The organism is Actinophytocola sp., assembly GCF_009379765.1.
GTDB lineage: Bacteria > Actinomycetota > Actinomycetes > Mycobacteriales > Pseudonocardiaceae > Actinophytocola.
On sequence record NZ_WHTD01000058.1, the window covers coordinates 22,449 to 43,217 of the forward strand.

Annotated in this window: 21 protein-coding genes and 2 pseudogenes; 11 read left to right on the forward strand and 12 right to left on the reverse strand. The window is 71.5% G+C overall.

Translation table 11 applies throughout. From position 1 onward, the window contains the following. Positions 1–503: 503 nt before the first annotated feature. The 5 genes and pseudogenes from GEV28_RS18960 to GEV28_RS18980 all read right to left on the reverse strand — a co-directional run bounded on the left by GEV28_RS18960 (position 504) and on the right by GEV28_RS18980 (position 6,173). Positions 504–1,904 carry an IS1380 family transposase gene (locus GEV28_RS18960; RefSeq protein WP_291413421.1) on the reverse strand — a complete coding sequence of 467 codons (1,401 nt, stop codon included), beginning with the start codon at positions 1,902–1,904 and terminating at the stop codon, positions 504–506. Positions 1,905–2,025: 121 nt separating this feature from the next. Beyond that, positions 2,026–2,946: a carbon-nitrogen hydrolase family protein gene (locus tag GEV28_RS18965; protein WP_291413440.1), complete on the reverse strand. Its 921-nt coding sequence runs from the start codon at positions 2,944–2,946 to the stop codon at positions 2,026–2,028. Continuing rightward, complete coding sequence (locus GEV28_RS18970) at positions 2,943–3,398, reverse strand: hypothetical protein (protein WP_291413442.1); 456 nt, start codon at positions 3,396–3,398, stop codon at positions 2,943–2,945. The genes GEV28_RS18965 and GEV28_RS18970 overlap by 4 nt, the downstream gene beginning before the upstream one ends. Positions 3,399–4,701: 1,303 nt before the next feature. Then, positions 4,702–5,265: pseudogene (locus GEV28_RS18975) on the reverse strand (NAD-dependent deacetylase); the annotation flags it as partial. Then, positions 5,265–6,173, reverse strand: a complete 909-nt coding sequence (locus tag GEV28_RS18980; protein WP_291413441.1) for an EamA family transporter — start codon at positions 6,171–6,173, stop codon at positions 5,265–5,267. The gene GEV28_RS18980 and the pseudogene GEV28_RS18975, both read right to left, overlap by 1 nt. A gap of 158 nt (positions 6,174–6,331) precedes the next feature. Here GEV28_RS18980 and GEV28_RS18985 point away from each other — a divergent pair, with 158 nt between their 5' ends. The 8 genes and pseudogenes from GEV28_RS18985 to GEV28_RS19015 all read left to right on the forward strand — a co-directional run bounded on the left by GEV28_RS18985 (position 6,332) and on the right by GEV28_RS19015 (position 10,604). Then, the gene (locus GEV28_RS18985) at positions 6,332–6,739 is read left to right on the forward strand and encodes a hypothetical protein (protein ID WP_291413422.1); all 408 of its coding nucleotides are present in this window, start codon (positions 6,332–6,334) and stop codon (positions 6,737–6,739) included. Next, positions 6,736–6,897: a hypothetical protein gene (locus tag GEV28_RS18990; protein WP_291413423.1), complete on the forward strand. Its 162-nt coding sequence runs from the start codon at positions 6,736–6,738 to the stop codon at positions 6,895–6,897. The genes GEV28_RS18985 and GEV28_RS18990 overlap by 4 nt, the downstream gene beginning before the upstream one ends. 135 nt (positions 6,898–7,032) lie before the next feature. Beyond that, entirely contained in the window at positions 7,033–7,971 is a 939-nt protein-coding gene (locus GEV28_RS18995; protein WP_291413424.1) for a BTAD domain-containing putative transcriptional regulator, read from the forward strand. Further along, positions 7,946–8,074: pseudogene (locus GEV28_RS42415) on the forward strand (hypothetical protein); the annotation flags it as partial. The gene GEV28_RS18995 and the pseudogene GEV28_RS42415, both read left to right, overlap by 26 nt. A gap of 191 nt (positions 8,075–8,265) precedes the next feature. Beyond that, positions 8,266–8,523: a hypothetical protein gene (locus tag GEV28_RS19000; protein ID WP_291413425.1), complete on the forward strand. Its 258-nt coding sequence runs from the start codon at positions 8,266–8,268 to the stop codon at positions 8,521–8,523. A gap of 188 nt (positions 8,524–8,711) precedes the next feature. Continuing rightward, positions 8,712–9,371: a hypothetical protein gene (locus GEV28_RS19005; protein WP_291413426.1), complete on the forward strand. Its 660-nt coding sequence runs from the start codon at positions 8,712–8,714 to the stop codon at positions 9,369–9,371. Positions 9,372–9,389: 18 nt separating this feature from the next. Beyond that, positions 9,390–9,731 carry a peptidoglycan-binding domain-containing protein gene (locus tag GEV28_RS19010; RefSeq protein WP_291413427.1) on the forward strand — a complete coding sequence of 114 codons (342 nt, stop codon included), beginning with the start codon at positions 9,390–9,392 and terminating at the stop codon, positions 9,729–9,731. Between the two features lie 36 nt (positions 9,732–9,767). Beyond that, a complete protein-coding gene (locus GEV28_RS19015; protein ID WP_291413428.1) occupies positions 9,768–10,604 on the forward strand; it encodes a hypothetical protein in 837 nt (278 codons plus the stop codon). Positions 10,605–10,693: 89 nt separating this feature from the next. Here GEV28_RS19015 and GEV28_RS19020 read toward each other — a convergent pair whose 3' ends face one another. The 5 genes from GEV28_RS19020 to GEV28_RS19040 all read right to left on the reverse strand — a co-directional run bounded on the left by GEV28_RS19020 (position 10,694) and on the right by GEV28_RS19040 (position 16,198). After that, on the reverse strand, positions 10,694–11,422 hold the full coding sequence (locus tag GEV28_RS19020) for a hypothetical protein (RefSeq protein ID WP_291413429.1): 729 nt from the start codon (positions 11,420–11,422) through the stop codon (positions 10,694–10,696). Then, positions 11,419–12,210 carry an amidohydrolase family protein gene (locus tag GEV28_RS19025; RefSeq protein ID WP_291413430.1) on the reverse strand — a complete coding sequence of 264 codons (792 nt, stop codon included), beginning with the start codon at positions 12,208–12,210 and terminating at the stop codon, positions 11,419–11,421. The genes GEV28_RS19020 and GEV28_RS19025 overlap by 4 nt, the downstream gene beginning before the upstream one ends. A gap of 6 nt (positions 12,211–12,216) precedes the next feature. Next, complete coding sequence (locus GEV28_RS19030) at positions 12,217–14,295, reverse strand: PQQ-binding-like beta-propeller repeat protein (protein WP_291413431.1); 2,079 nt, start codon at positions 14,293–14,295, stop codon at positions 12,217–12,219. A gap of 74 nt (positions 14,296–14,369) precedes the next feature. Then, complete coding sequence (locus GEV28_RS19035; RefSeq protein WP_291413432.1) at positions 14,370–15,221, reverse strand: Gfo/Idh/MocA family oxidoreductase; 852 nt, start codon at positions 15,219–15,221, stop codon at positions 14,370–14,372. After that, positions 15,218–16,198 carry a dihydrodipicolinate synthase family protein gene (locus GEV28_RS19040; protein ID WP_291413433.1) on the reverse strand — a complete coding sequence of 327 codons (981 nt, stop codon included), beginning with the start codon at positions 16,196–16,198 and terminating at the stop codon, positions 15,218–15,220. Before GEV28_RS19040 ends, GEV28_RS19035 begins: the two co-directional genes overlap by 4 nt. A gap of 134 nt (positions 16,199–16,332) precedes the next feature. Here GEV28_RS19040 and GEV28_RS19045 point away from each other — a divergent pair, with 134 nt between their 5' ends. Both GEV28_RS19045 and GEV28_RS19050 read left to right on the forward strand, forming a co-directional pair. Beyond that, a complete protein-coding gene (locus GEV28_RS19045) occupies positions 16,333–17,550 on the forward strand; it encodes a hypothetical protein (RefSeq protein WP_291413434.1) in 1,218 nt (405 codons plus the stop codon). Positions 17,551–17,626: 76 nt separating this feature from the next. Next, positions 17,627–18,847, forward strand: a complete 1,221-nt coding sequence (locus tag GEV28_RS19050) for a DegT/DnrJ/EryC1/StrS aminotransferase family protein (RefSeq protein WP_291413435.1) — start codon at positions 17,627–17,629, stop codon at positions 18,845–18,847. A 12-nt stretch (positions 18,848–18,859) separates the two neighbouring features. Here the strand turns inward: GEV28_RS19050 and GEV28_RS19055 are convergent, their stop codons facing one another. Further along, positions 18,860–19,459: a TetR/AcrR family transcriptional regulator gene (locus GEV28_RS19055; RefSeq protein WP_291413436.1), complete on the reverse strand. Its 600-nt coding sequence runs from the start codon at positions 19,457–19,459 to the stop codon at positions 18,860–18,862. A 51-nt stretch (positions 19,460–19,510) separates the two neighbouring features. On the opposite strand from GEV28_RS19055, the gene GEV28_RS19060 reads away from it, so the two are divergent. Then, complete coding sequence (locus GEV28_RS19060; RefSeq protein ID WP_367115129.1) at positions 19,511–20,338, forward strand: class I SAM-dependent methyltransferase; 828 nt, start codon at positions 19,511–19,513, stop codon at positions 20,336–20,338. Positions 20,339–20,576: 238 nt separating this feature from the next. Here GEV28_RS19060 and GEV28_RS19065 read toward each other — a convergent pair. After that, on the reverse strand, positions 20,577–20,769 hold a 193-nt coding region (locus GEV28_RS19065; protein WP_291413438.1), incomplete at its 5' end, for a hypothetical protein.

A 20,769-nucleotide genomic window follows, 5' to 3' on the forward strand; every position in this document is an offset into this window, starting at 1 on the left:
TCCGTTGCGTGGCAAGGGTTTCACCCCATCGAGTCGGCACCCACCCACCGTGACCGCTCGCAGGCTCACTCAAGTCCACTCAGAAAAGATCTGTGAAGACGTACCGACACCGGCGATGAGAGCGCAACACCGGTAGGGCCGATGCCGCGCCGGCCGAGACCGGCCAAACCCAAGCGCGGTCGACGGCACGCTGATGTACTTCCCACACACCAACTCCAACCTGCGGGCATTCCGCCGGGGCGGCGCCGGTTCGTCCTCGTACCGGGCTGTACTCGGGCGGACCGGCAACGCCGCCAGCAGGAAGCTGGGCCGGCGAATCAGGTGACGAACTTCCGACGGGGGGCACTAGCCTCGGCCTTTCATGTGTCCGTGGGTTGATCTTGGTCTGAGTTTGTTGATCTTGCTGTGGGTGTTGGGCGGATATGGGCGTGATTGTGCCGCCGACCTGCTGTGGTGTCGGCCGCTTCGGGTTCTTTCGGGTCGTAGGGGCAGGGGTGTTCGGGTCAGGTGAAGGCGGCGCGGATCTTCAGCCAGCCTTCGGTGATGGCGTCGGCGTGTTTGCAGGTGTGGTCGATACGGAGCCGGATCTGTCGGGCGCCGCGGGTGATGCGGGCGGCGACGTGCAGTACGAGGTTGCGGAAGGTGGCGATCTCGGCGTGGGCCAGCGCTGGTGTGTCGGTGAAACCGAGGAGTTTGGCCCAGCACACCAGATCGGTGGCGGTCAGGAGGGTTTCCAGCCACGCGACGTTTTCCTCCCAGCCGCGGCAGGGAAGATTACGCAGGCCCGTGTTCTTGGCTTCGCGGATGCGGTCTTCCACGCGGGCGTGCTGACGGTGGTTGAGTTCCAGCCCGGCGCTCTGCCCCGCGATGACGCGGTCGGGAATGTCGGTGATGACCGCGGTGATCCGGTGTCCATCGGCATCGGTGAACGTCAGCTGGGCACCGGGATGGGGACGTTCAGCACGCAGGATCACCTTGGCACCCTCAGGCCACGCCGACAGCTCAAGCATGCCGGTGACCTCGACAACCCAGGCACCGTCCCGGATCCCGCCATCGGACTCGATCGCGGGTTCCCAGCATTGTTCGGGAACCTGATCGACAATGGCCTGGATGCGGGTGTCCACGGGGAACCCGAAGGAGAACCACACCCCACGATCCCGGCACGCTTGAGCGAAGGCGTGCGTGGCGCCGGCGGAGTCCGAGCGGGCCACCACCCGCACCGCGTCCGGATCTCCCGGCCGTGTCGTTGTTCGTGGCCGCGCATGCTCGGGCAGCGCGGACAACGCTTGCTTCAGCACCGCGACATGGTCGGCCGCCGTGTTCGACCCGGCGTTTCCCGCACGCAGCAGCCCTGCCAACGATTCCCCGCAGGAGACCTCCGGACGGTCCAGGAACGCCAGCAACGGGTGGAACCCGAACGTGCGTTTCCACGTCTTGGCCGCGTTCTCCTTGTCCTCGGAGTGCGAAATCGTGATCGTGGCGTCGAAATCGATCTGCAGCAACCCCGCCAGGTCCGGGCCCGCACCCGCGGCCCACGCACGTTCCCGTGCAGCCGCCCGCGCCGCACCCACCCCCGACAGATGCGCTTCGTCGATCCGGTCCAACATCCGCCAGGTGGTCGGCATGCCGGCCACCGGCCCGCACACCTCATGCCGGTCGCCGAACACCTCGACGTGGGAGACACAGTCCGCACCATCAGCGATCGCCACAGCCATATCCGCGAACACCCGCCCCGGCGCATGCACCCACAGACCGGCATACGTGTCCGCCAACGCCTCGGTCACCCCGTCCACCAACCCGGTGTCCTGGGCCAGCTCCCGCAACATCCCCACCCCAGCATGCGACACCACCCCGACACCATCCGCACTGACCTTCACCCGCCGCGACCGCCTGCTACGCTTCACCCGCGAAGTGCCTCTCTCGTTCGGCGACCTGGACTCTCGACAAGTCCCAGTTTCCCTTACCGGACAGGCACTTTCGCGTATTTACACCACGTGTCGGCCACCATCACATGAAAGACGCGGGCTAGCCATGGTCGGGCGTGCCGGCTCGCGCGGGTTTCGCCGTGGTCGTGAGCCGGAAGAGGTCCGGACGCGCGTAGTGCCCCACCACGTCGAGGTCGAGATACGCGCCGTCGAGCAGGTCCAGGTCGAGGTCGGCGACGAGCACCTCCCGCCGCTCGAACACGGGTCCGGCGAGGAAACGGCCGAACGGGTCGACGACGCAGCTCCCGCCGCGGATGACCACCGGGTCGGCGCCGAGCGGGAAGTCGGGCGGGTAGTCGGCCCGGACGGCGAACTGGGCGGCGGACAGTACGAAACAACGGCCCTCGACGCCGACGTGGCGCATGGTGGCCGCCCAGGTGTCCCGGCAGTCGACCGTCGGCGCGCAGTAGATCTGCACCCCTTGCCGGTAGAGCTCGGTCCGGTAGAGCGGCATGTAGTTCTCCCAGCAGATCGCCATGCCGACCCGGCCGAGATCGGTGTCGACCACCGCGACGTCGGCGGCGTCGCCCCGCCCCCAGATCAGGCGCTCGGTACCGGTGGGCACGAGCTTGCGGTGATGGCCGAGCAACGTGCCGTCCGGAGCGATCACCAGTGCCGTGCAGTACAGCGTGTGCCCGGCCCGCTCGATGACACCGACCACGACATGGGCCCGATGCCTGGCGACGGTCGCGCGGATCTCGTCGAACGTGGCACCGGGGATGTCGACAGCCGACCTGCGGTACCGGGCGAACAACGCGCGTCCGTCGTCGGTGCGTTCGCCGACCGTGGCCCCGAACGTCGCGCCCTTCGGGTACCCACCGATGAAGGCCTCCGGGAACACCACCAACTCCGCGCCGCCGGCCGCGGACTCGGCAAGCAGTGTCTCGAAGCGACGCAGCGTCTCCGGGAGGTCGAACAGGCTCGGCGCGGACTGAACCACCGCGACGCGACGGGTACTCACGGCGTCACCACCTCGACGGTCGACGGAGACTGCCCGCGCTCTCGGCGAGCGAGCTCGGCGGCTCTGCGCAACGACTCCGCGGCGCGTGCCGGATGGTCGCGCTGATCGACCAGCCGGTCGGCGACCGCCACGGACCGCTGCGCGACCGCGAGGGCCTGCTCGGCCCGGCCCAGATCGGCCAGCCGCTCGGCCAGCTCGACGAGCATCGTCGTGAGGCCGGGCAGCGCGGTGTCCGGATATGTCTCGATGCGTCCCTCGTAGGCCTCGACGAGGCTTTCCGCGAGGAGCACCGGGAACTCGCCGAGTGCCGTCGTGCCTGGCGGTATGGCTTCCAGCAGCTCCGCGGGTAGGGCGGCGTTCTCGGCCAGCGTGGTCAGCGCCTCGGCCAGCGGGGCGGGATATCCGCCGACCAACGCCGCGTCGACCGCCGCCGGCGAGACGCCGGGTAGCACCGGACAGCAGCTCGGTCAGGCAGGCTCGCAGGCCCGGGCGCGTGGCCGCGGCGCGCGCCAGGACGGTGAGTGCCCGCCGGTCCTGCTCCTCCGCCGTCTCCATCAGCATGCCCATCAGGAACCGGGGGTTGACGACTGCGGCGATCAGCTCCTCCGCCAACGGATCCGGAAGCGACTCGTCCCAGTACCGTGACTGCCCGGACCCGACAGGTGGGTACAGGTCACGCAGCCACCGGGCGGCCCGGAGCCGGACATCGGCATCCCGCAGTGCCGGAATGTGCCCGAGCGCGGCGACGGCCGCATCCTCGTCGGCGGCGCCGCACAGGATGGCGGTGGCCACCGCGCCTTCCACCGCGTCCGCGGGCAGCTCCAGCCCGTGCTCGTCCGAAGAACGCCGCGAGTAGGCCAGCTCGTGACGGACGAGCAGGTCTGCTGCCTGCCCGGTCCCGCCAAGCAGACCGGCCAGTACCGACCTCTGGAGCGCGCCCGGGGGTCGTGGCGCGTCCGTGAGTCCTAACAGGACATCCTGGTCCGGTGGCGAGCAGCGAAATCCCATGGCGGTCAGCGCGGCCGCGTAGTCGTGCGCGACGTCCCAGGCCGCGCTGTCCAGCGGTGCGAGCTCCTCACTGGTGTCCACTTCGGACCGCAGCCCGTCCCACCATCCGTCTCGCGTGCGGGCGAGCAACAGTACGCGAGACGGGCCGGCGCTCGCCGCGTGCACGACCCGAGCCACTTGCTCCTGACGGGTTTCGGCGTCGTCCACGACCACCAGCAGCGGCCGGCGCCCACTCGCCGGTCGGCGGGCGTCGGCCGCCAGGAGCTCGACGTCCCACTCCCCTGTCGCGGCGAGCCGATCTGCCAGCTCGAGCACGAGGCGGGACTTGCCCACCCCGGCCGGCCCCGACACGAGGTGGGTTCGCGCCCCGGTGCCCGCGCACCACGCGGTGAGCCGCTCCAGCTCCGCGGCCCGCGAGCGGAACCGCGCGGTCCGTGCTCGCGCCCGCAGCAGCTGACTGGGTCTCGGGACGCGTGCGGAGGTGCCGGCTCCTGTCCGAACGTCCGGCGCCGGCCCGGCACCGGAGCGGGCCGCGCGGGGCGGCAACTGCCCGACGATGCGTGGAAGAGCCTCGCTGAGCGGATCCCGGATGATCTCGGTCGCGATGCCGTCGTAGGGGGTGGGATCCCAGTTGACGATGACCAACGTCGCCCCGGCGTGAACCGCGCTCGCGCACAGGGAGCCCGCCGGTTCGACCATGAGCGTCGTCCCGACGGCGAGCACGAGATCGCAGGTCGTCACGGCCTGCTCGGCGCGGGCGAACACCGCAGGGGACATGGTCTGCCCGAACATGGTGCTCGCGGTCTTCAGGATCCCACCGCACCGCAGGCAATGCGGCACGGCCTCGCCGGCGTCGACTCGCGCCAACGCCTCCGCCGTCGACGACCGGTGTCCACGCTCGACACAGATGACGTCGTGCATCGTCCCGTGCAGCTCGATCACCTGATCCGCCGGCGTGCCCGCACGCTGGTGCAGCCCGTCGGTGTTCTGGGTCACGACCGTCGTGTCGATGTCCGAGCTCGCCAAGCTCGCCACCGCGAGATGGCCGGCGTTGGGTTCGGCCCGCCAGACCGGGTGCTCATGCCGCGACTTCCAGTAGCGGCCGCGGAGCTCGGGATCAGCGAGGAACGCCTGGTAGGTGTACTTCTTCTGCGCCCCCGGGCTCAGTGTCCATACTCCCGAAGGACCACGGAAGTCCTGGATGCCCGAGTCGGTCGAGACTCCCGCACCGCTGAGCACCACCAACCTCCGCACCCCGTGAGCCCACTCCGGAGTCCCGGACGACATCGGTACGGGAACATGTGGAGACATCAGCGCTCCCTCCCGGTGCGCGCCGTTCTCGTCGCGCCCGCGGCGGCGGTGACGACGAGCAGCACCGCCAGCCACTGGACCGGACCGAGGATCTCGCCGAGCACGACCAGGCCGACGAGCGCGGCGACCGCGGGCTCCAGGCTCATCAGCACCCCGAACACCTTCGGCGGCATCCGGCGCAGCGCCTCGAGCTCCAGTGAGTACGGGATGACCGACGAGAGTAGCGCCACCCCGAGCCCGACGACGAGCACCCACGGCTCGAGCAGCGCCGTGCCGCTGTCGAGGATCCCGACCGGCGCGGCGACCATCGCCGCCAAGGCCATGCCGAGCGCGAGGCCGCCGCCGTCGGTGGTGTGCCGGCCGAGCGCCGCGCTGAGCAGGATGTAGCAGGCCCAGCAGGCCGCCGCCGCGAGCGCGAACAGGATGCCGGCCAGGGGCAGCTCGCCGCGGCCCTCGGTCAACAGCGCCACCCCGCCTGCGGCGAGCAGCGCCCACACGCCGTCCAACAGGCGGCGCGAGCCGCCGATCGCCACCGCGAGCGGCCCGAGGAACTCGATCGTCACCACGATGCCGAGCGGAGCTTTCGCCAACGCCAGGTAGAAGCACAGGTTCATGGCGCCGAGGACCAGGCCGTAGCCGACGACCACCGCCCACGCGCGCCGCCCCATTCGAAACGACGGCCGCCACACCACGAGCAGCACCAGCGCGGCGAAGAACAACCGCAGCGCGACGGCCCCCGCACTGCCGACCGCGCCGAACAGCTGCTTGGCGAGCGCCGCGCCGACCTGGACGCTGACGATGCCGGCCAGCACCTGCGCGGGCGGCGGCACCGCGCCGAGCGCCCGCCCGGCCAGCGCGGTCAGGCTGACCCGCGGAAGTGAGCCGGGCCCGACCCGGTCGACGTGCATGGTGGCCATGCCCGCATACTCCGCGACACCCCCGACAACCGTCGCGCGGTTTCCAGATCCTGGGATGCCGGCAACTGCTGGCCGCGGCGCCGGCCAGGCGAACCCGCCACGCTCTGACCTGCGGAGGAACGAGCTTCCCGGCGGCGACGTCCCAGTCTGTGACGTACCGTGCCGGGGAAATCGAAGATCAGCTGACGGAAGCCGCCCTGACCGCGGCCGATCCGACGTTCTCCACGTTGGTGGGCCACCCGGAGCACGGCGGCACGCAGGCCGGATTCACGGAGATCCACTCGCTGCATCACCAGATCTCCGGCAAAGTTGAACTAGAGGTTTGTGCGGTGGCGCTCGACGCGATCAGGAAGCGCTTCGGTGCGCATCCTGGAGAGGTACTTCTCCGCACCGTGAACACGGTCCGCGGCTGGGTTCACCTGATGAGGCTATTGATCATGCCCTGGCGCCATGCCCTACGTTCGACACAGCTGAACGGAAGGAACCCGCATGGCGCACACCCCCGCCCGGAGCCCCGCCGGCACCGTCATCCGCTGGGCGAGCTGAGGCGCGCATGAACGTCAAGAAGGCCCTCGTCCTCATCGCGGCCGCCGTCCTCGTCTACACCCTGATCGCCCACCCGACCCAACTGGGCGACGGCGTGCAGGCCGTGATCGGCTGGATCACCGGAGGCATCCAGGCGATCGTCGCCTTCCTGCGGAGCATCGTCACGTAGCGGCTCACCTGTCGGGGTGGCCGCGAAGGTTGGCGTGGTGGGCTCGGCGGACAAGATCGAGTTCAGCCTGCTGGGCCCGGTGGGGGCAGGCTGGGCGACGCGCCACTGGACCCCGGGCCGCGCAAGCAGCGGCTGGTGGCGGCCGCGTTGCTGCTCGAGGCGAACCGGACGGTGTCCACCGAGCGGCTGGTGGATCTCACCTGGCCGGACTCGCCGCCGCGCTCGGCGCGCACGGCCATCCACGGGCGGATCTCGCGGCTGCGGGCCACGCTCGCCGCGGCGGACGGTGCTCGCCGCGGGGTGGCACTGGTCAGCGAGGGATCGGGGTACGCACTGCGGACCGACCCTGGCCTGGTCGACGCGCACCGGTTCACCGAGCTGCTCGGCCAAGCCCGCGCGGCGCACACCGACGAGCTGGCGGCAAGCCTGTACGACCAGGCGTTGCGGTTGTGGCGCGGGCCCGCGCTCGACGGGGTGGCGACCGGGGACGTGCGCCGGGAGCCGTGCGGCAGCCTCGAGGAGGGCGACGCGCTCACGCCGCCCACCCGGGCGCGGCCGGCGGCACCCGCCGGCGTGCCCGCCCACCTCCCGGCCGCGGCGGCCGGGTTCACCGGGCGCGTCGCAGACGTGCGGCGGCTCATCGGGCTGCTCGCCGACCGCGACGCGGCGGCGATGCCGGTCGCCGTCGTCTGCGGGCCCGCAGGCGTGGGCAAGAGCGCCCTTGTCGTCCACTGTGGACATCAGGTCGCCGGCCGGTACCCCGACGGCCAGCTGTACGTGAACCTGTGGTTACGACCTCGGGGCGCCGGTGTGGCCGGCGGACGCGCTCGCCCGGTTCCTCGGCGCTCTCGGCGTGCCGCCCGCGCGGATCCCGATGGACCAGGACGAGGCGGTCCTCACGTACCGGTCGCTGCTGGCCGGTCGCCGGGTCCTCGTCGTCCTCGGCAGGCTGACCGACGCGGCGCGCCACCTGACCGACGCGCTGACCGTCTTCCGCGAGATCGACCACCTGTCCGGGCAGGCCGGCGTGCTGGACAGCCTGGCAGGCGTGCATGCCGACGCCGGGCGCCATGAGCAGGCGGCGGAGCTTGCGGCGGAGGCGCTGCGGCTGGCCCGGCAGACCGACAGCCGCCGGATCGAGGCGGCGGCCCTCAACACGCTCGGGCTCGTGCACCGCGGCCTGGCCGACCCGCACGCGGCGCTCGCCCGGCACAGCGAGGCGCTCGCCGTCGCCACCGAGGTCGGGCACGTCCACGCACGGCTCGAGGCGCTCATCGGGCGGGCGCGCACGCCCACCTCGGCGCGTACCCGGAAGCCGAGCGCCGGGCCCGGCAGGCACTCGCGCTCGCCCGAGACACCGGGCACGGCATGCTCGAAGGCCACGCCCGCACCGTCCTGGCCGCGACCGCGCTGGCCCGCGGCGAGCGGCTCGCCCGGGAGGCGCTGGCCGTCCACCGCGAGACGGGCTGCCTGCTCGGCGCCGCGCGCACCCTTCGCGTGCTCGGCGAGGCCCGCCGGAGCACGCACGGGACCGCACTCCCCTACTGGTCCGAGGCGCTCGCCCTGTTCACCGAGTTCGGCACCCCGGAGGCCGACGAGCCGCGCGGCCGCATCGCGTGCTCGTGACGTCCGTGCCCCGGAACGCCGCTCGGGCAAGGTCGCGCGGTCGGGAGTCGGGGCTCGCCCGCGCGCCCTCGGAGGTGCCCCTTCGTGCCGCTGGTGATGTCCGCCCATGGGTAGCTTCAGAAGTCGTGCACGCGTAACTCCCCGTGCGTGCCACGACAACGAGGTGGAACGACAGAGGTGGAACGACAATGGACGCAGCGGTAGCGGCCGCGATCACCGCGGTTCCGTTCGCGGACGCCGGAACGGCCGAACAGTGGTTCACCGCAGTGTGCCAGACCCGCGATCAGTGCGGTGCGGACGCCGGGTGGGACCAGTTCGCCGCCGAGCTGGCCGAGCGCGCCAAGGCGGACGGGTTCGGCGACGAGATCGTCGAGCGGTTCACCCGGCACCTGACCGACCTCGACCCTGATCCGGTGGCCACCATCGGGCGCATGCGGGATCTCGCCGATCAGCTGCCGGCGCACTACCAGGAGCTCACCGCGGCCGAGGATCCCACCGCGGCGTCGGCGGAGCAGCACGACGACCAGCAGTGGCAGGCATTCCTCGTCGCGCACGGTCCACAGTGGAACGGAAGCGAAGAGACCTGGACGCAGTTCGACCAGTGGTTCCGCTACGAGGCGGACCAGCGCGGGCTCGCCGTTCCGGCGGGCCGGTTCATCGACCACCTCGCGGCCCAGCCCGACAAGGTGGCCGTGTTCGCCCAGTACGGCGTAACGATCGCCGGCACCGGGCCGAGCGACGAGGAAGCTCCGGCACCCGACGTCAGCGTCTATCCGGAGATCACGGCCGGCGAGTCCGGCGCGTGGGTCGACTACCTCGACGCCATGTTGCGCAGCAAGGGCTTCTGAGCACAGGAGGTACTACCGATGGCAGAGTTCGATGAGGCCCTGAAGAGCCGCCTGCTGGCGTACCAGAAGGCGCAGGGGCTCGCCGAGGACGGGGTGGTCGGCGCCAAGACGTGGACGCGGCTCGCCGACGGCGGGACCGCCACGGGCGAGGTCGAGAAGGGCAAGGAGGGCGGGGCGGGCAAGGCGTCCGCGGTCGTCGACGCCCCGCCGATCTCGTTCACCGCGGAGAGCTACCCGCTCTTCCACAAGATCGTCCAGACCTGCACGGACGAGCAGGGGTTCAAGGACTTTCTGCGGGACGAGATCGACGTCGACCTGGACGAGCTCATCCGCAACATCGACGCCGTTCTCGAGAGCTGACCCCGCCCGACCACGCCCGCGATTGGATGGCACGACATGGATCGCTACGGAGACAAGACCGAGAAGAGGAAGGAAAAGGGGAAGGAGAAGGGAGACCCCCTCGACCCGGCGCAGGAGCCGGCAGTGGACAGGGGCGCCCTGCGGGAGATGGAGCGGGCGGCGAAGGAGACCATCGCCGAGGCGAACGTCGAGATCGACCAGGCGAAGATGGACATCGCCAGGACGACGGACCAGATCAGGTCCGCGACGTCCCAGTTGGAGACGGCGCAGTACGACGAGGCCTCGTACTGGGAGGACAAGGATCCCGGCAGTACCGAACGAGGCTCGCACAAGACGTTCACCGCGTCCACGAGCTTCTGGATGGGCAAGGACTGGACCCCCGAGGAGAAGCGCAAGCTCCGGGCGATCAGGGTCGCCCTCGTCGGCGGCACGCTGACCGTCGGGACCATCGTCGCCAGCTCGCTGAACGTCGCCTCCGCGAGCCACGGCGTCGACGCGGCGGACGCACGGTTCAACGCCGACAACAACACGGTCAACGACGAGCTCGCGGCCACCGCCGAGTACGGTTTCGACTCGGCGGTCACCGCGCTGTACAACTCGGCCTACACCTACTGTGCCGTGGTGCTCGGCGGAGTCGTGATGTACTACGACACCTGCGCGAAGCACGCCGAGAACATCAAGGCACTCAACGAACCGGAGGCCGGCAAGCGCCGGGAGACGGCGGACAAGTACCTCCAGGCGTTGCAGCGGAGGCTGGCGGCCGAGATGGAGCGGCTGAACACCGCGCTGGCCGCCCGTGCGGAGGCGCGGCGACTCCGTGCGGAGGCCCGGGACGCCATCAAAGCGTTGGACGGGCAGTCCTCGCGCCAGTGAGCGGGCCGCGGTGGTCACCGGCGTCGGTTGTGGACAGTGCCACCGGGCCGCGGCTCCCGGCCGACCGACCCGGCGGCGGGCGTGTCTGCTCAGAAGCCGAGGCGTTCCGCGGTTCGCCGGCTCACCGCCTCCAGGTCCGCGGGTGGGAGTCCGGCGGCCGCCAGCTTCTGGCGCGCGGCGGCCGGCGTGAGGAAGGGCGCGTGCGTGCCGACCAGCAGGCGGCGTGCCCCGTGTGCGGCCACGGCACGCCTCAGCACGTCCGGTTCCTCGGCCAACGACAGGTCCGCGCACACCGACTCGGCCGAGGCGGTGAGGACGGCGGAAAGCTCGCCCGCCCGGGCGCCGGCCACGACCATCGGGACCGCCGGGACCACCAGAGCCAGGCGTATCGCGTCGTCGACGTCGACCTCGCCCAGGCGCAGCCCCTTCGGCAGGTTGCGGGGGTCGGCCACCCGCATCTGGAGGACCAGCACCAGGCCGAGGGACCCGCAGGTCCGCTTGAGCCCACCCGCGTCAGCGGCTCGGTATCCGTGGCTTCCCGGGGAGATCCGCACCGCCGGGCATCCCTGGCGCCGGTAGCGGTCCAGGTGGGCGGTCACGTTCGCCCACCTGGGGTCGACGATGGGGATCGGGCGGAAGAAAGGCGAGCGCACCAGCTCGTCGTTGGCGGCCGGGTCGGAACCGAACAGCCCGGCCATGGGCGAGACACCCGCACCGGTCACCCCCTCGCGCCGCAGGAGGGCCTCGACGGCCTCGGGTGTCGACAGCGGCCTTGCGACGAGCGGTCCGGGGCCGACGAAGCAGCTGACATCGATCACGAGGCGGCCAGCCGCCGGTAGACGCGCAGGGCGTTCTCCCGGAGCACGAGCCGGCGTTCGGGCTCGCCGAGCCGGGTGCCGAGCACCTTGGCCAGAGCCGTTGCCGGGTCGCGGATCGGCGCGTCCGAGCCGAAGATCACCCGCTCCGCTCCCAGCTGGGCGACCGCGTGGTCGACCTCACCCAGGACGGGGTCACCGCCGCTCGTGTCGACCACGATGTTCGGGTGCGGACCGATCTCCGCCACCCCACGCTTGCCCGCCCCGCCGAGATGGGCCATCTGGATCCGCAGGTCGGGATGCCGCCGGGCCAGCTCGGCGACATCGGCCGGGGTGGACTCGCCCGGCGTCGCGCCGACCGTCTTGTACCAGGCGTGCTGGAGCAGCGGCACCCCGAGCTCGCACATCCGCTCGACGAGCGGGTCGAGCCGGATGTCGTTGGCACGCACCGCTATCCACAGCTTCACCCCGACGAACCGGCCGTCCGCCACGTGCCGGTTCAGCTCGTCCAGCGACGCGCGCGGGTGCTCGGGCGACAGGTACACGACCCCAGCGAGCGCGGCCGGGAACCGGGCGATGGCCGCGGTCGTGATCTCGTTGGCCGCGCGCAGCTCGGCCGGGCCCGGGTGGTCGAGCAGGCTCCTGGTGCCCAATGTGGACACCAGGCTCCGGCCGATGCCCACCTCGGCCGAGGTCGCGACGAGGTCAGCCGCGAGGTCCTCGGTGCGCCACGGCCGGAAACCGCTCCCGAGATGAGCGTGCGCGTCGATGGCGGCCGGGTCCGAGGTCACCGGACATCAATACCACCTCACCTCGAGCAGGACTCCACCCTGGACGTAGAACTTGCTCGCGCCGGGGGACACCGCGGCGAAGCTCGTCTTGTAGTTCGGGCCCGAGTCGACCAGCGTGTCCGGGTCGATCCGGCGGGTCGTGCCGTTGGTCGTGTAGATCGCGTTGTCACCGGGGTCGTAGGCCATGTTCACCGCGCGCGGCTGGAAGTTCGTCACCGTGTCCCAGTTGTAGGCGAACTCCTGCACCGACCGTGTCATGGCGCCCGTCGCGGGATCGAGCTCGAAGATCGTCCCGTACGTCTGGCCGAAGAGCCGGCCCTGCCCGTCGAACGTCAGCCCGCCGACCCCGTCCTCATCGGGCAGCGGCGTGGACCGCCACAGCACGTCGCCGGACGTCGCGTCCATGGCGAACACCTGCCCGGGGTGCTTGGACGCGTCGACGTTGCAGCAGCCCAGCGACCCGCCGTAGAGCACACCGTCGCGGTAGGTCAGCGCGGAGATCTGGTTCGCTCCCGTGACCAGACCCGAGCTCCAGGTCCGGTGCTCGCCGGTCGCCGGGTCGTACAGCGTGACGGCCCCGTTGGCCTGGCTGTTCTTCGGCGACGTGCCGATCGCCAGGTACTGGCCGGCGCTGATCACGGTCCACGGCCGTTCCTGTCCGTCGGCCTTGAGGTCGAACAGCTGCTTCGGGTTCGTGGCGCCGTAGGGCTGCGCGGGGTCGTACTCCCACAGCTGCGCGTTGGGGTAGACCCCGAAGTACATCTTCCCGTTGTGCGCGCTCATCCCCTCGATCTGGTGGGCGAACGGGTACGCGGTCCACGTCGTGGTCGCCGGGTCGTACGCGGCCAGGCCGCCCTGGAAGTAGCCACCCGCGTAGATCCGGCCGTCCGGCCCCTTCGCGAGCGACCGGGGCCCGGTCGGCGTGCCGACCAGGCCGTCGAGGTGGGTGAAGGTGCCCTTCTTCGTCACGGTGTCGTAGTGCCACAGGTCGCCGCCTCCGGTGGCACCGATGACGGTCTCGTGCCTGGTCCTCGGATCGACGACCCTGGCCAGGCCCTTGCCGGCGCCGAGGCCGCCCTTGTCGGCCTGCTCGGGCCCGCCCATGAAGCCGGTCCCGGTCAGGACACCGCGCTTCGGGTCGTACTGCTTGAGCTCACCGGAGTCGAGGAGGTACACCCGGCCGCGGTGGTCGGCGCCGGTGATCGTCTGGCCCATGTAGCCCGGGATCTGGTGCTCCCACCTCAGGGTCTTCAGGTTGAGCACCCAGCCGACGTTGGCGGTCGTGCCGCCCGCGAAGAGGACGTACAGGTACCCGCCCTCGTCCTCCATCTGGTAGGCGTACTTGTCCGTCGGCATGCCCGCCGGCGCGGGGATCTGGACGCGCCGCCCGCTGCTCGGGTCCACCTGCCACAGGCCGACGGTCGAGCCGAGACCCGCGTAGATCTTGCCCTTCGCGTACTCGACGGACCGCACATACCCGTAGGTCGCGCCCCAGTCCCCGTAGTCGCGATACTCGCGGGTCTTCGGGTCCCACGAGAAGAGCCTGCCGCCGGGCAGTGGCGCCGGCCCGAAGAACTCGCTCGTCCCGAAGTAGAAGACGCCCTTGTCGTCGGCGTCCCCCTCCCAGGTGAAGCTCGTCCGCGGGGACGGCCGGCCCAGGTCCTCGACCGCCTCGGCACGCCAGGGAAGCCGGTACACGTGGCCGAAGCCGTACGTGCTGACGAAGACCGTGCCCCGCTTGTCGACGGACACCCCCCAGGCGCCCTGGGCGCCCGTGTCCGGCGGGTTCTCGGTCGAGTCGGGGTTCGGGACGTAGAGCGGGATCATGCGCATGACCTTCGCGGTCAACGCGTTGATCTCCGCGAGGTAGGCGGGTTTGCCGCTGACCGCGAGATACGTCCGCACGGAGCCGTCGGGCATTCGCGCGGTCTCCCCACCGGCCGCTGTCGTCGAGTACAGCGGGATCGTGCCGCGGTTCCACCACTGCGGAGCGGCCGCCGAGGCCGCGGGAGGGAGCAGGGCCAGCCCGACCAACAGCGCGGTGAGCGCGACGACAACCCGTCGAAGACCAGTCCAGCTGACCATGGTGCGCTCCGTTCGGAATTACGGCCTCGCCCGTAATTCCGGAACGATAGGTCGACGGCTCCGAACCGTCAAGGTCACCTCGGCAGATGGCGACCGCGCCACGGGTGGAAGGCCGGGGGGACCGCGTCGAGCGCGACCACGTCGCCGCCGTTCTCCTCGGACCAGGCGATGGCGATGAGCGCCAGCTCGCACTCCACGAGCTCCCGGCCCGGCCGCCGGTCCGAGTCCGGCGTGGTCAGCCGGGTCATCACGTTCCGGAGCAGGGCCGGGTAGAACGCCTCCGCCACCGGCTCGATCCTCGGGAGGTCGGGCACGGTGGCCGCGAAACCGCCCGCGACCGCGGCTGCCGACACCGACACCCGGATCTCCGCGCCGGAGACGTGGTGGATCACGCCCTCGACCGATCGCTCGCCCGCCACGCCGCGCGCTCCCACCAGGCCCGGCCCGAGCACCGCGGTGGCCAGCGCGACCGCGTGGACGCCGTAGTAGAACGGGTGCCCGCCGCACGTCACCTCGACCACCGTGCGTCCGGGCCGCCGGGCGGCGACGGCCTCCGGGGCGACCCGCAGCGCCGACCCGCCGTCGACGCGGGCCGAACCGTCGGCCAGCGCGGCGATCTCCCGCAGCTCCCCGGCCGTCCCGGCCATCGGCTTGTCGACGAAGACCGGCACGTCCCGAGCGGCGAGCGCCGCCAGCCGGCCCATGCGTTCGTCCCAGTCCGCGCCGAGGAGCATGACGACGTCGCAGGCGTCCGCCAGCTCGGCCAGGCTGCCGACGACGACCGCGGGGTGCTCCCGGACGAAGGCCCGCGCCCGTGCCTCGTCCGGCTCCAGCACCGCGTGCACCGGCATGCCCAGCTCGGCGAGGAGCGGCGCGAAGATCCCCGGGTGCGAGGTCGACAGGTCGACCATCCCGACCCGGGTCACGGGCCTGGCGGCACGGCGACGGCGCGAGTGAGGACCGCCTCCGCCGCCGCGACGAACAGCCGGCGCTCCCGCTCCGCGGACGGCGCCGATCCCGGATCGTGGCAGAGCCGCCGCGGAAGGCGTCCTTCCCAGCCGGCCAGCCAGGCCATGCGCTGGACGTAGAAGTCGACGGGCGCCCGGAACACCAACGCCGCCAACACGTCCAGGACCCCCGATGTCCGGACGAAGTCCGAGTGGCGCTCCTCGGTCCACGCCCTGACCACGTCCACGGTGACCCGGGGCAGCGCCGCGGCGATGCCGACGAGGGCGGCATCGGCACCCCACATGAGCGACGGGCCGAACATCCGGTCCTCGCCGGTGAAGAGAATCGCCTCGGCACGCTCGGCCCGGCAGCCGGTGAGGATGTCCTGGCACGCGACCGCGTCGTCGAGCACCGCCACCTTGAGGCCCAGCACGCCCTCGGTGGCGACGAGCCTGCGCGCGAGATCGGCGGAGTAGCACTGACCGCTCGCGCCTTCGTAGAGGACGAAGGCGATGACCGGGAGCCCCGACGCGCGAGCCACCAGCGCGTGGAGTCCGGGAACGTCCGGATGCGCGCCGCGCGGCACCGGGTAGACCAGCAGCGCGTCGGCCCCGGCCGCGGCCGTCTCCTCCCCCGCGCGAGCCAGCGCCCGCTCCACCGAGGCGGGCGAGTCGCCGCCCTGGCCCGCCAGGCCGACCCCGGCGACGACCGGCACGTCGACGGCCTCCCGGACCGCACGGACAACGGCCCCTCGCGCGTCATCGGAGAGGTGGAGACCGCGGCCGGTGTGGGCGCCGACGGCCAGGGCGCCGACTCCGTCCAGCACCAGTGAGGCCGCATAAGGCCCCGCCGCATCGACGGCAGGAGTGCCCGACGCGTCGAACGGCGTCAGCATGGCGGCCGTCACCGAATGGCGCAGGGCCTCGAGCGGACCCGTGTTCGTGGCGAGTGACACGCCGCGATTCTGTCATCAGCGTCCAGCCGAGGATGCGCGCTGACCGGCGCGTGCGGCGGTCGCGGCGGCTCGCCGCCGTTTAGGATGTGCGGCACCAGATCGTCGTCACGCGCATGGACGGAGCAGGATCTCGCATGGTCACCGTTGGGGTCGTCGGGCCGCGAGATCTGGTGACGTCGACCCGCAAGGTCGTGGGATCCATGCCTGGCGTCACGACCGTCGCTCTCCCCTACCGCACGGAGACGCAGACCGTGGAGGTCGTCCGCGGCGCTCCCGGTGAGGTCGACGCCTGGCTGTTCACCGGGGTCGTGCCCTACGAGGTGGCGTCCGGGGCAGGCCTGCTCGACCGGCCGGCGAGCTTCGTCAACTACACCGGGGCTCCCCTGCTCACCGCGATGATCCACCTCCTCAAGGAGGGCCACGACCCGTCCTCGTTCAGCATCGACATCCTCGACGTCGGTCAGGTGGACGAGACCCTGAAGGAGGCGGGCATCGCCACCTCCGGCGCGCACGTCCTCCCCTACCGCCGCGGCCTGACCGCCGCGGACATCGTCGAGTTCCACCAGGAACGCGCGGCGGAGGGGGTCGGCGTCGCCATCACGTGTCTTCGCTCCGCCTACGACGTGCTGCGGACCGAGACGACGGCGATCCGCCTCGCGCCCTCGATCCACTCGGTCAGGTACGCGATGCAGCAGCTACTCGTGGCCTTCGGCGAGGCACGTTCGGACGACGCGCAGGTGGCGGTCGGCCTGTGCGAGGTCGATGCCGCGGCCGAAGGGGACCTTCGGCGCGAGGCCAGCGGCCTCGGCGGAACCGTTGTGGCGCAGCGCGATGGCCGGTTCTTCATCTTCACCACCCGAGGACCGCTCGAGGTCGCGACGTCCGGCTTCACGGAGCTCCCGCTCGTCGCGAAGCTCGGGGCGGCCCACGGCACGATCCGGGTGGGGTTCGGCGTCGGCGGATCCGCCGCCGAGGCGGCGGCGCTGGCTCGCCGTGCTCTCGGCCGCGCCGGCCGGCTCGGCAAGGAGGCGGCCGTCGTCTCCATGCGCAACGACATCGACCTCACGTTGTCGGGCACCTCCCTGCGGTCGCTGCGCCGCCCCTCGCTGTCGTTGCTCAGCGAGCGGGCCGGCTTGTCGAAGGCCACCCTCGTCAGGCTTCAGGAGATGCTCGCCGCGCAGGACGACGCGACAGTCACCACGCGCACGGTCGCCGCCGCCCTGAGCGTTCAGCAACGCACGGCCCGGCGGGTCCTCAACCGCCTCGAGCGCGCCGGTGCCGCCCAGTCGACCGGACGGCAGGGACTTGGCGGCAGTGGACGGCCTCTCGTCACCTATCACCTGTACCTCTGAGCCGCGCTTGACTTCACTTCTCGCCGGATGCCAAGGTTAATTACGGTCCATTCCATAATTCGCCACGAGGGGTGTCATGTTGACCGCAGGTCGAGCACGCCTGGCCGTTGACGGCGGGCCGCCGGTCCGTCGTGGTCCGCTGACACCCAGGCAGCCCTTTCCCGAGGAGGCCGTCCGGCTGGCGACGGAGGCGATCCGCTCCGGCTCCCTCTTCGGGGTCGGTGGAGTCCTCACGGAGCGCTTCGAGACCGAGTTCGCCGCGTTCTACGGTGCGGACCACGCGGTGACCGTCTCGTCCGGCACAGCCGCGATCCACACCGCGCTCGCGGCGCTCGACCCGAGCCCCGGGGCCGAGGTCGTCACGGCCCCGATCACCGACGCAGGCAGCGTTCTGCCCATCCTCTACCAGGGATGCGTCCCGGTGTTCGCGGACGTGGCGGACCACCTGGGGATGGACCCGCGCGCCGTCGAGGCGTGCGTCACCGATCGCACCGTCGCGATCCTCGCCGTCCACCCGTTCGGGGGTGCCACCGATGCGCGTGCTCTCCGCGCCATCGCTGATCGGCATGGCGTCGCGCTGCTCGAGGACTGCAGCCAAGCGCACGGCACGCGCTACGACGGCACGTTCCTGGGCCGGTACGGACACATCGGCATGTACTCGCTGCAACAGTCCAAGCAGATGACCGCGGGCGAGGGAGGGGTCTGCGTCACCGACGACGATCGGCTCGCGTCGGAGATGCGACTGTTCCGCGACAAGGGCTGGGACCGTGCCGGCGGCGGGTCACGCGGCTACCCGCGACTGGGCCTCAACTACCGGGCCAGCGAGCTCGTGGCCGCGGTGGCCCTGCCCCAGCTGGCCACGCTCGACAGCGTGCTCGCCAGGAGACGGAGCTCCGCCGCACTCTTGGACGCGGCGGTCGACAAAGCCCCGGGCGTCACCCGATGGAACCCGCTGGCCGGCTGCGACGCCTCCTACTGGTGCTATCCGTTCTTCGTTCCGAGCGGGGACACGGCGAGGTGGGGCGAGGCACTGGCGGCGGAGGGCGTGCCCACGACTCCGGGATATATCGGCGAACCCATCTACGCGTGCATGGCGGCGCTGCAGGGCGGCGGCACGTTCGGCACGAGCGACTACCCCCTGGATCGCGCCTACCCGCCCGACCTGTGCCCTCGCGCCCGCGATGCGCTGACCCGGCTGATGGTCTTCTGGCTGCACGAGGATCTCACCGGGGACGACGTGTCCGACGTCGGAGCCGCGATCATCAAGGTGGCGACGGCGTTCGCCCACCAGCCCTGAGTTCCGGTCCGGTCAAGGCAGCGGTTCTCGCACGACGCCGGCGATGACCGAGGTCACGACCTTGTGGACGGCTTCGGCCTCCGGCGGGGCGCCTCTTCGGTCGGCGAACAGCAGGTGTCCGGTCCCGATCAGCGTGGGAGCGAGCGCGTCGACCTCGGCGTCGGCGGCGATGCGGCCCAGCTCGCGCTCTGCGGTGAGGTAGGAGCCGATCATGACCGTAGCTTCCGTCAGGACCGGGACGCCGGCCGGCCAGGCCTGGCGCAGCCGGGCGCGCAGCTCGTCCCGGAAGGTGACGAGGGCGACGATCGCCACCGCGACCGACCCGAACAGGGCCGTCAGCGCGTCGGTGAGGTTGCCGGCGACGGTGCCGGTTCCGGCGGACTCGCGCAGGGCGGCGGCCTGGGCGTCCATCCGGTCGACGCGGTCGAGCACGAAGTCGGCGAGGAAGGCGTCGAAGTCGGCGAAGTGGCGGTGCAGGACGCCCTTGGCGCAGCCTGCCTCCGTGGTGACCGCACGGCTGGTCAGCCCGCTCGGCCCGGCCCGGAGCAGGACGCGATCGGCGGCGTCGAACAGCTGCTCGCGCACGTCGCGGATGGCCACCCCGGTCGGCACCGCGCCTCCTCCATTCCCACGCCAGGCCCCACCCGGTTGCCGAGTGGGCATGTGCCCACTGTACCGCCGAGGCAGTCACGCCCTTCCGAGCACGAGCCTCATCAACACCGACAGGTAGCGGAGTCGTTCGGCTCGGACGCCGAACGCTACGACCGGGCCCGGCCCCGCTATCCCGAAGCCATGGTGGACCGGATCGTGGCCGCCGGCCCCGGGCCCGACGTCCTCGACGTCGGCTGCGGCACCGGCACAGCGGCCCGGCAGTTCCACGCGGCCGGCTGCAAGGTACTGGGCGTCGAGCCCGACGCGCGGATGGCTGACTTCGCGCGGCGCAGCGGGGTCGAGGTCGAGGTGGCGACGTTCGAAGCCTGGGACCCCGCCGGCCGGGAGTTCGACGCGGTCATCGCCGGTACGGCCTGGCACTGGGTGGACCCGGTCGCCGGAGCGGCCAAGGCGGCACAGGTGCTGCGGCCCGGCGGCCGGCTCGCGCCTTTCCACCACGTGTTCCAGCTTCCGTCCGACGTGGCGGACGCCTTCGCCACGGTCTACCAGCGGGTGGTGCCCGACTCGCCGTTCAACCTCCAGCCGACGAGGCAAGCGCTGGACGCGTACCAGGTGCTGTTCACCAAGATCGCCGACGGGATCCGAGAGGTGGGCGGCTTCAGCGACCCGGAGCAGTGGCGATTCGACTGGGAGCAGTCCTACACCCGGGACGCGTGGCTGGACCAGATGCCAACCCATGGCAGCCTCACCCAACTCCCGTCGGACAAGCTGGCGGAGGTGCTGGAGGACGTCGGGGCCGCCATCGACGCGATGGGGGGCAGCTTCACCATGCCGTACGCCACGGTGGCGGTCACCGCGGCACGAACCGAGGCAGCCTGACCGGGCACTCCGGACGCCTCCACGACGAGGCGGGCGGCACGCGAAACATGGCTCCGCCACCGCGGTCGTCGCGGCGTGAGAGTGGCGGCAGGGCCGGGGAAACGGCCTGGCGCGCAAGGGTTCTCACCGGGATTGGTGGACGATCCGGACGAGATCGTCTACCACGTGTCGGTTCGGTGCCGAGGCTGTGCCAGCAACCTGAACCGTGCCGGACCGGTGGGTGCGGTGCGCCGTCAAGTCACCGATATCGCGCTGGCAGTGGCCACAGTGGACTCGGCATCGGTTGCGTCAGCCAGCCGTAGCCGGCCAGGTGACCCGGTTTGTCGTCCACACCCGACGCGGTCGTGGCCGGCAGGGTGAGCCGGACCTGGATCTTGGCGTGCTCGAACCCCTTGCCCGCCAGACAGTCCGACGCCACGTCACAGGTGATC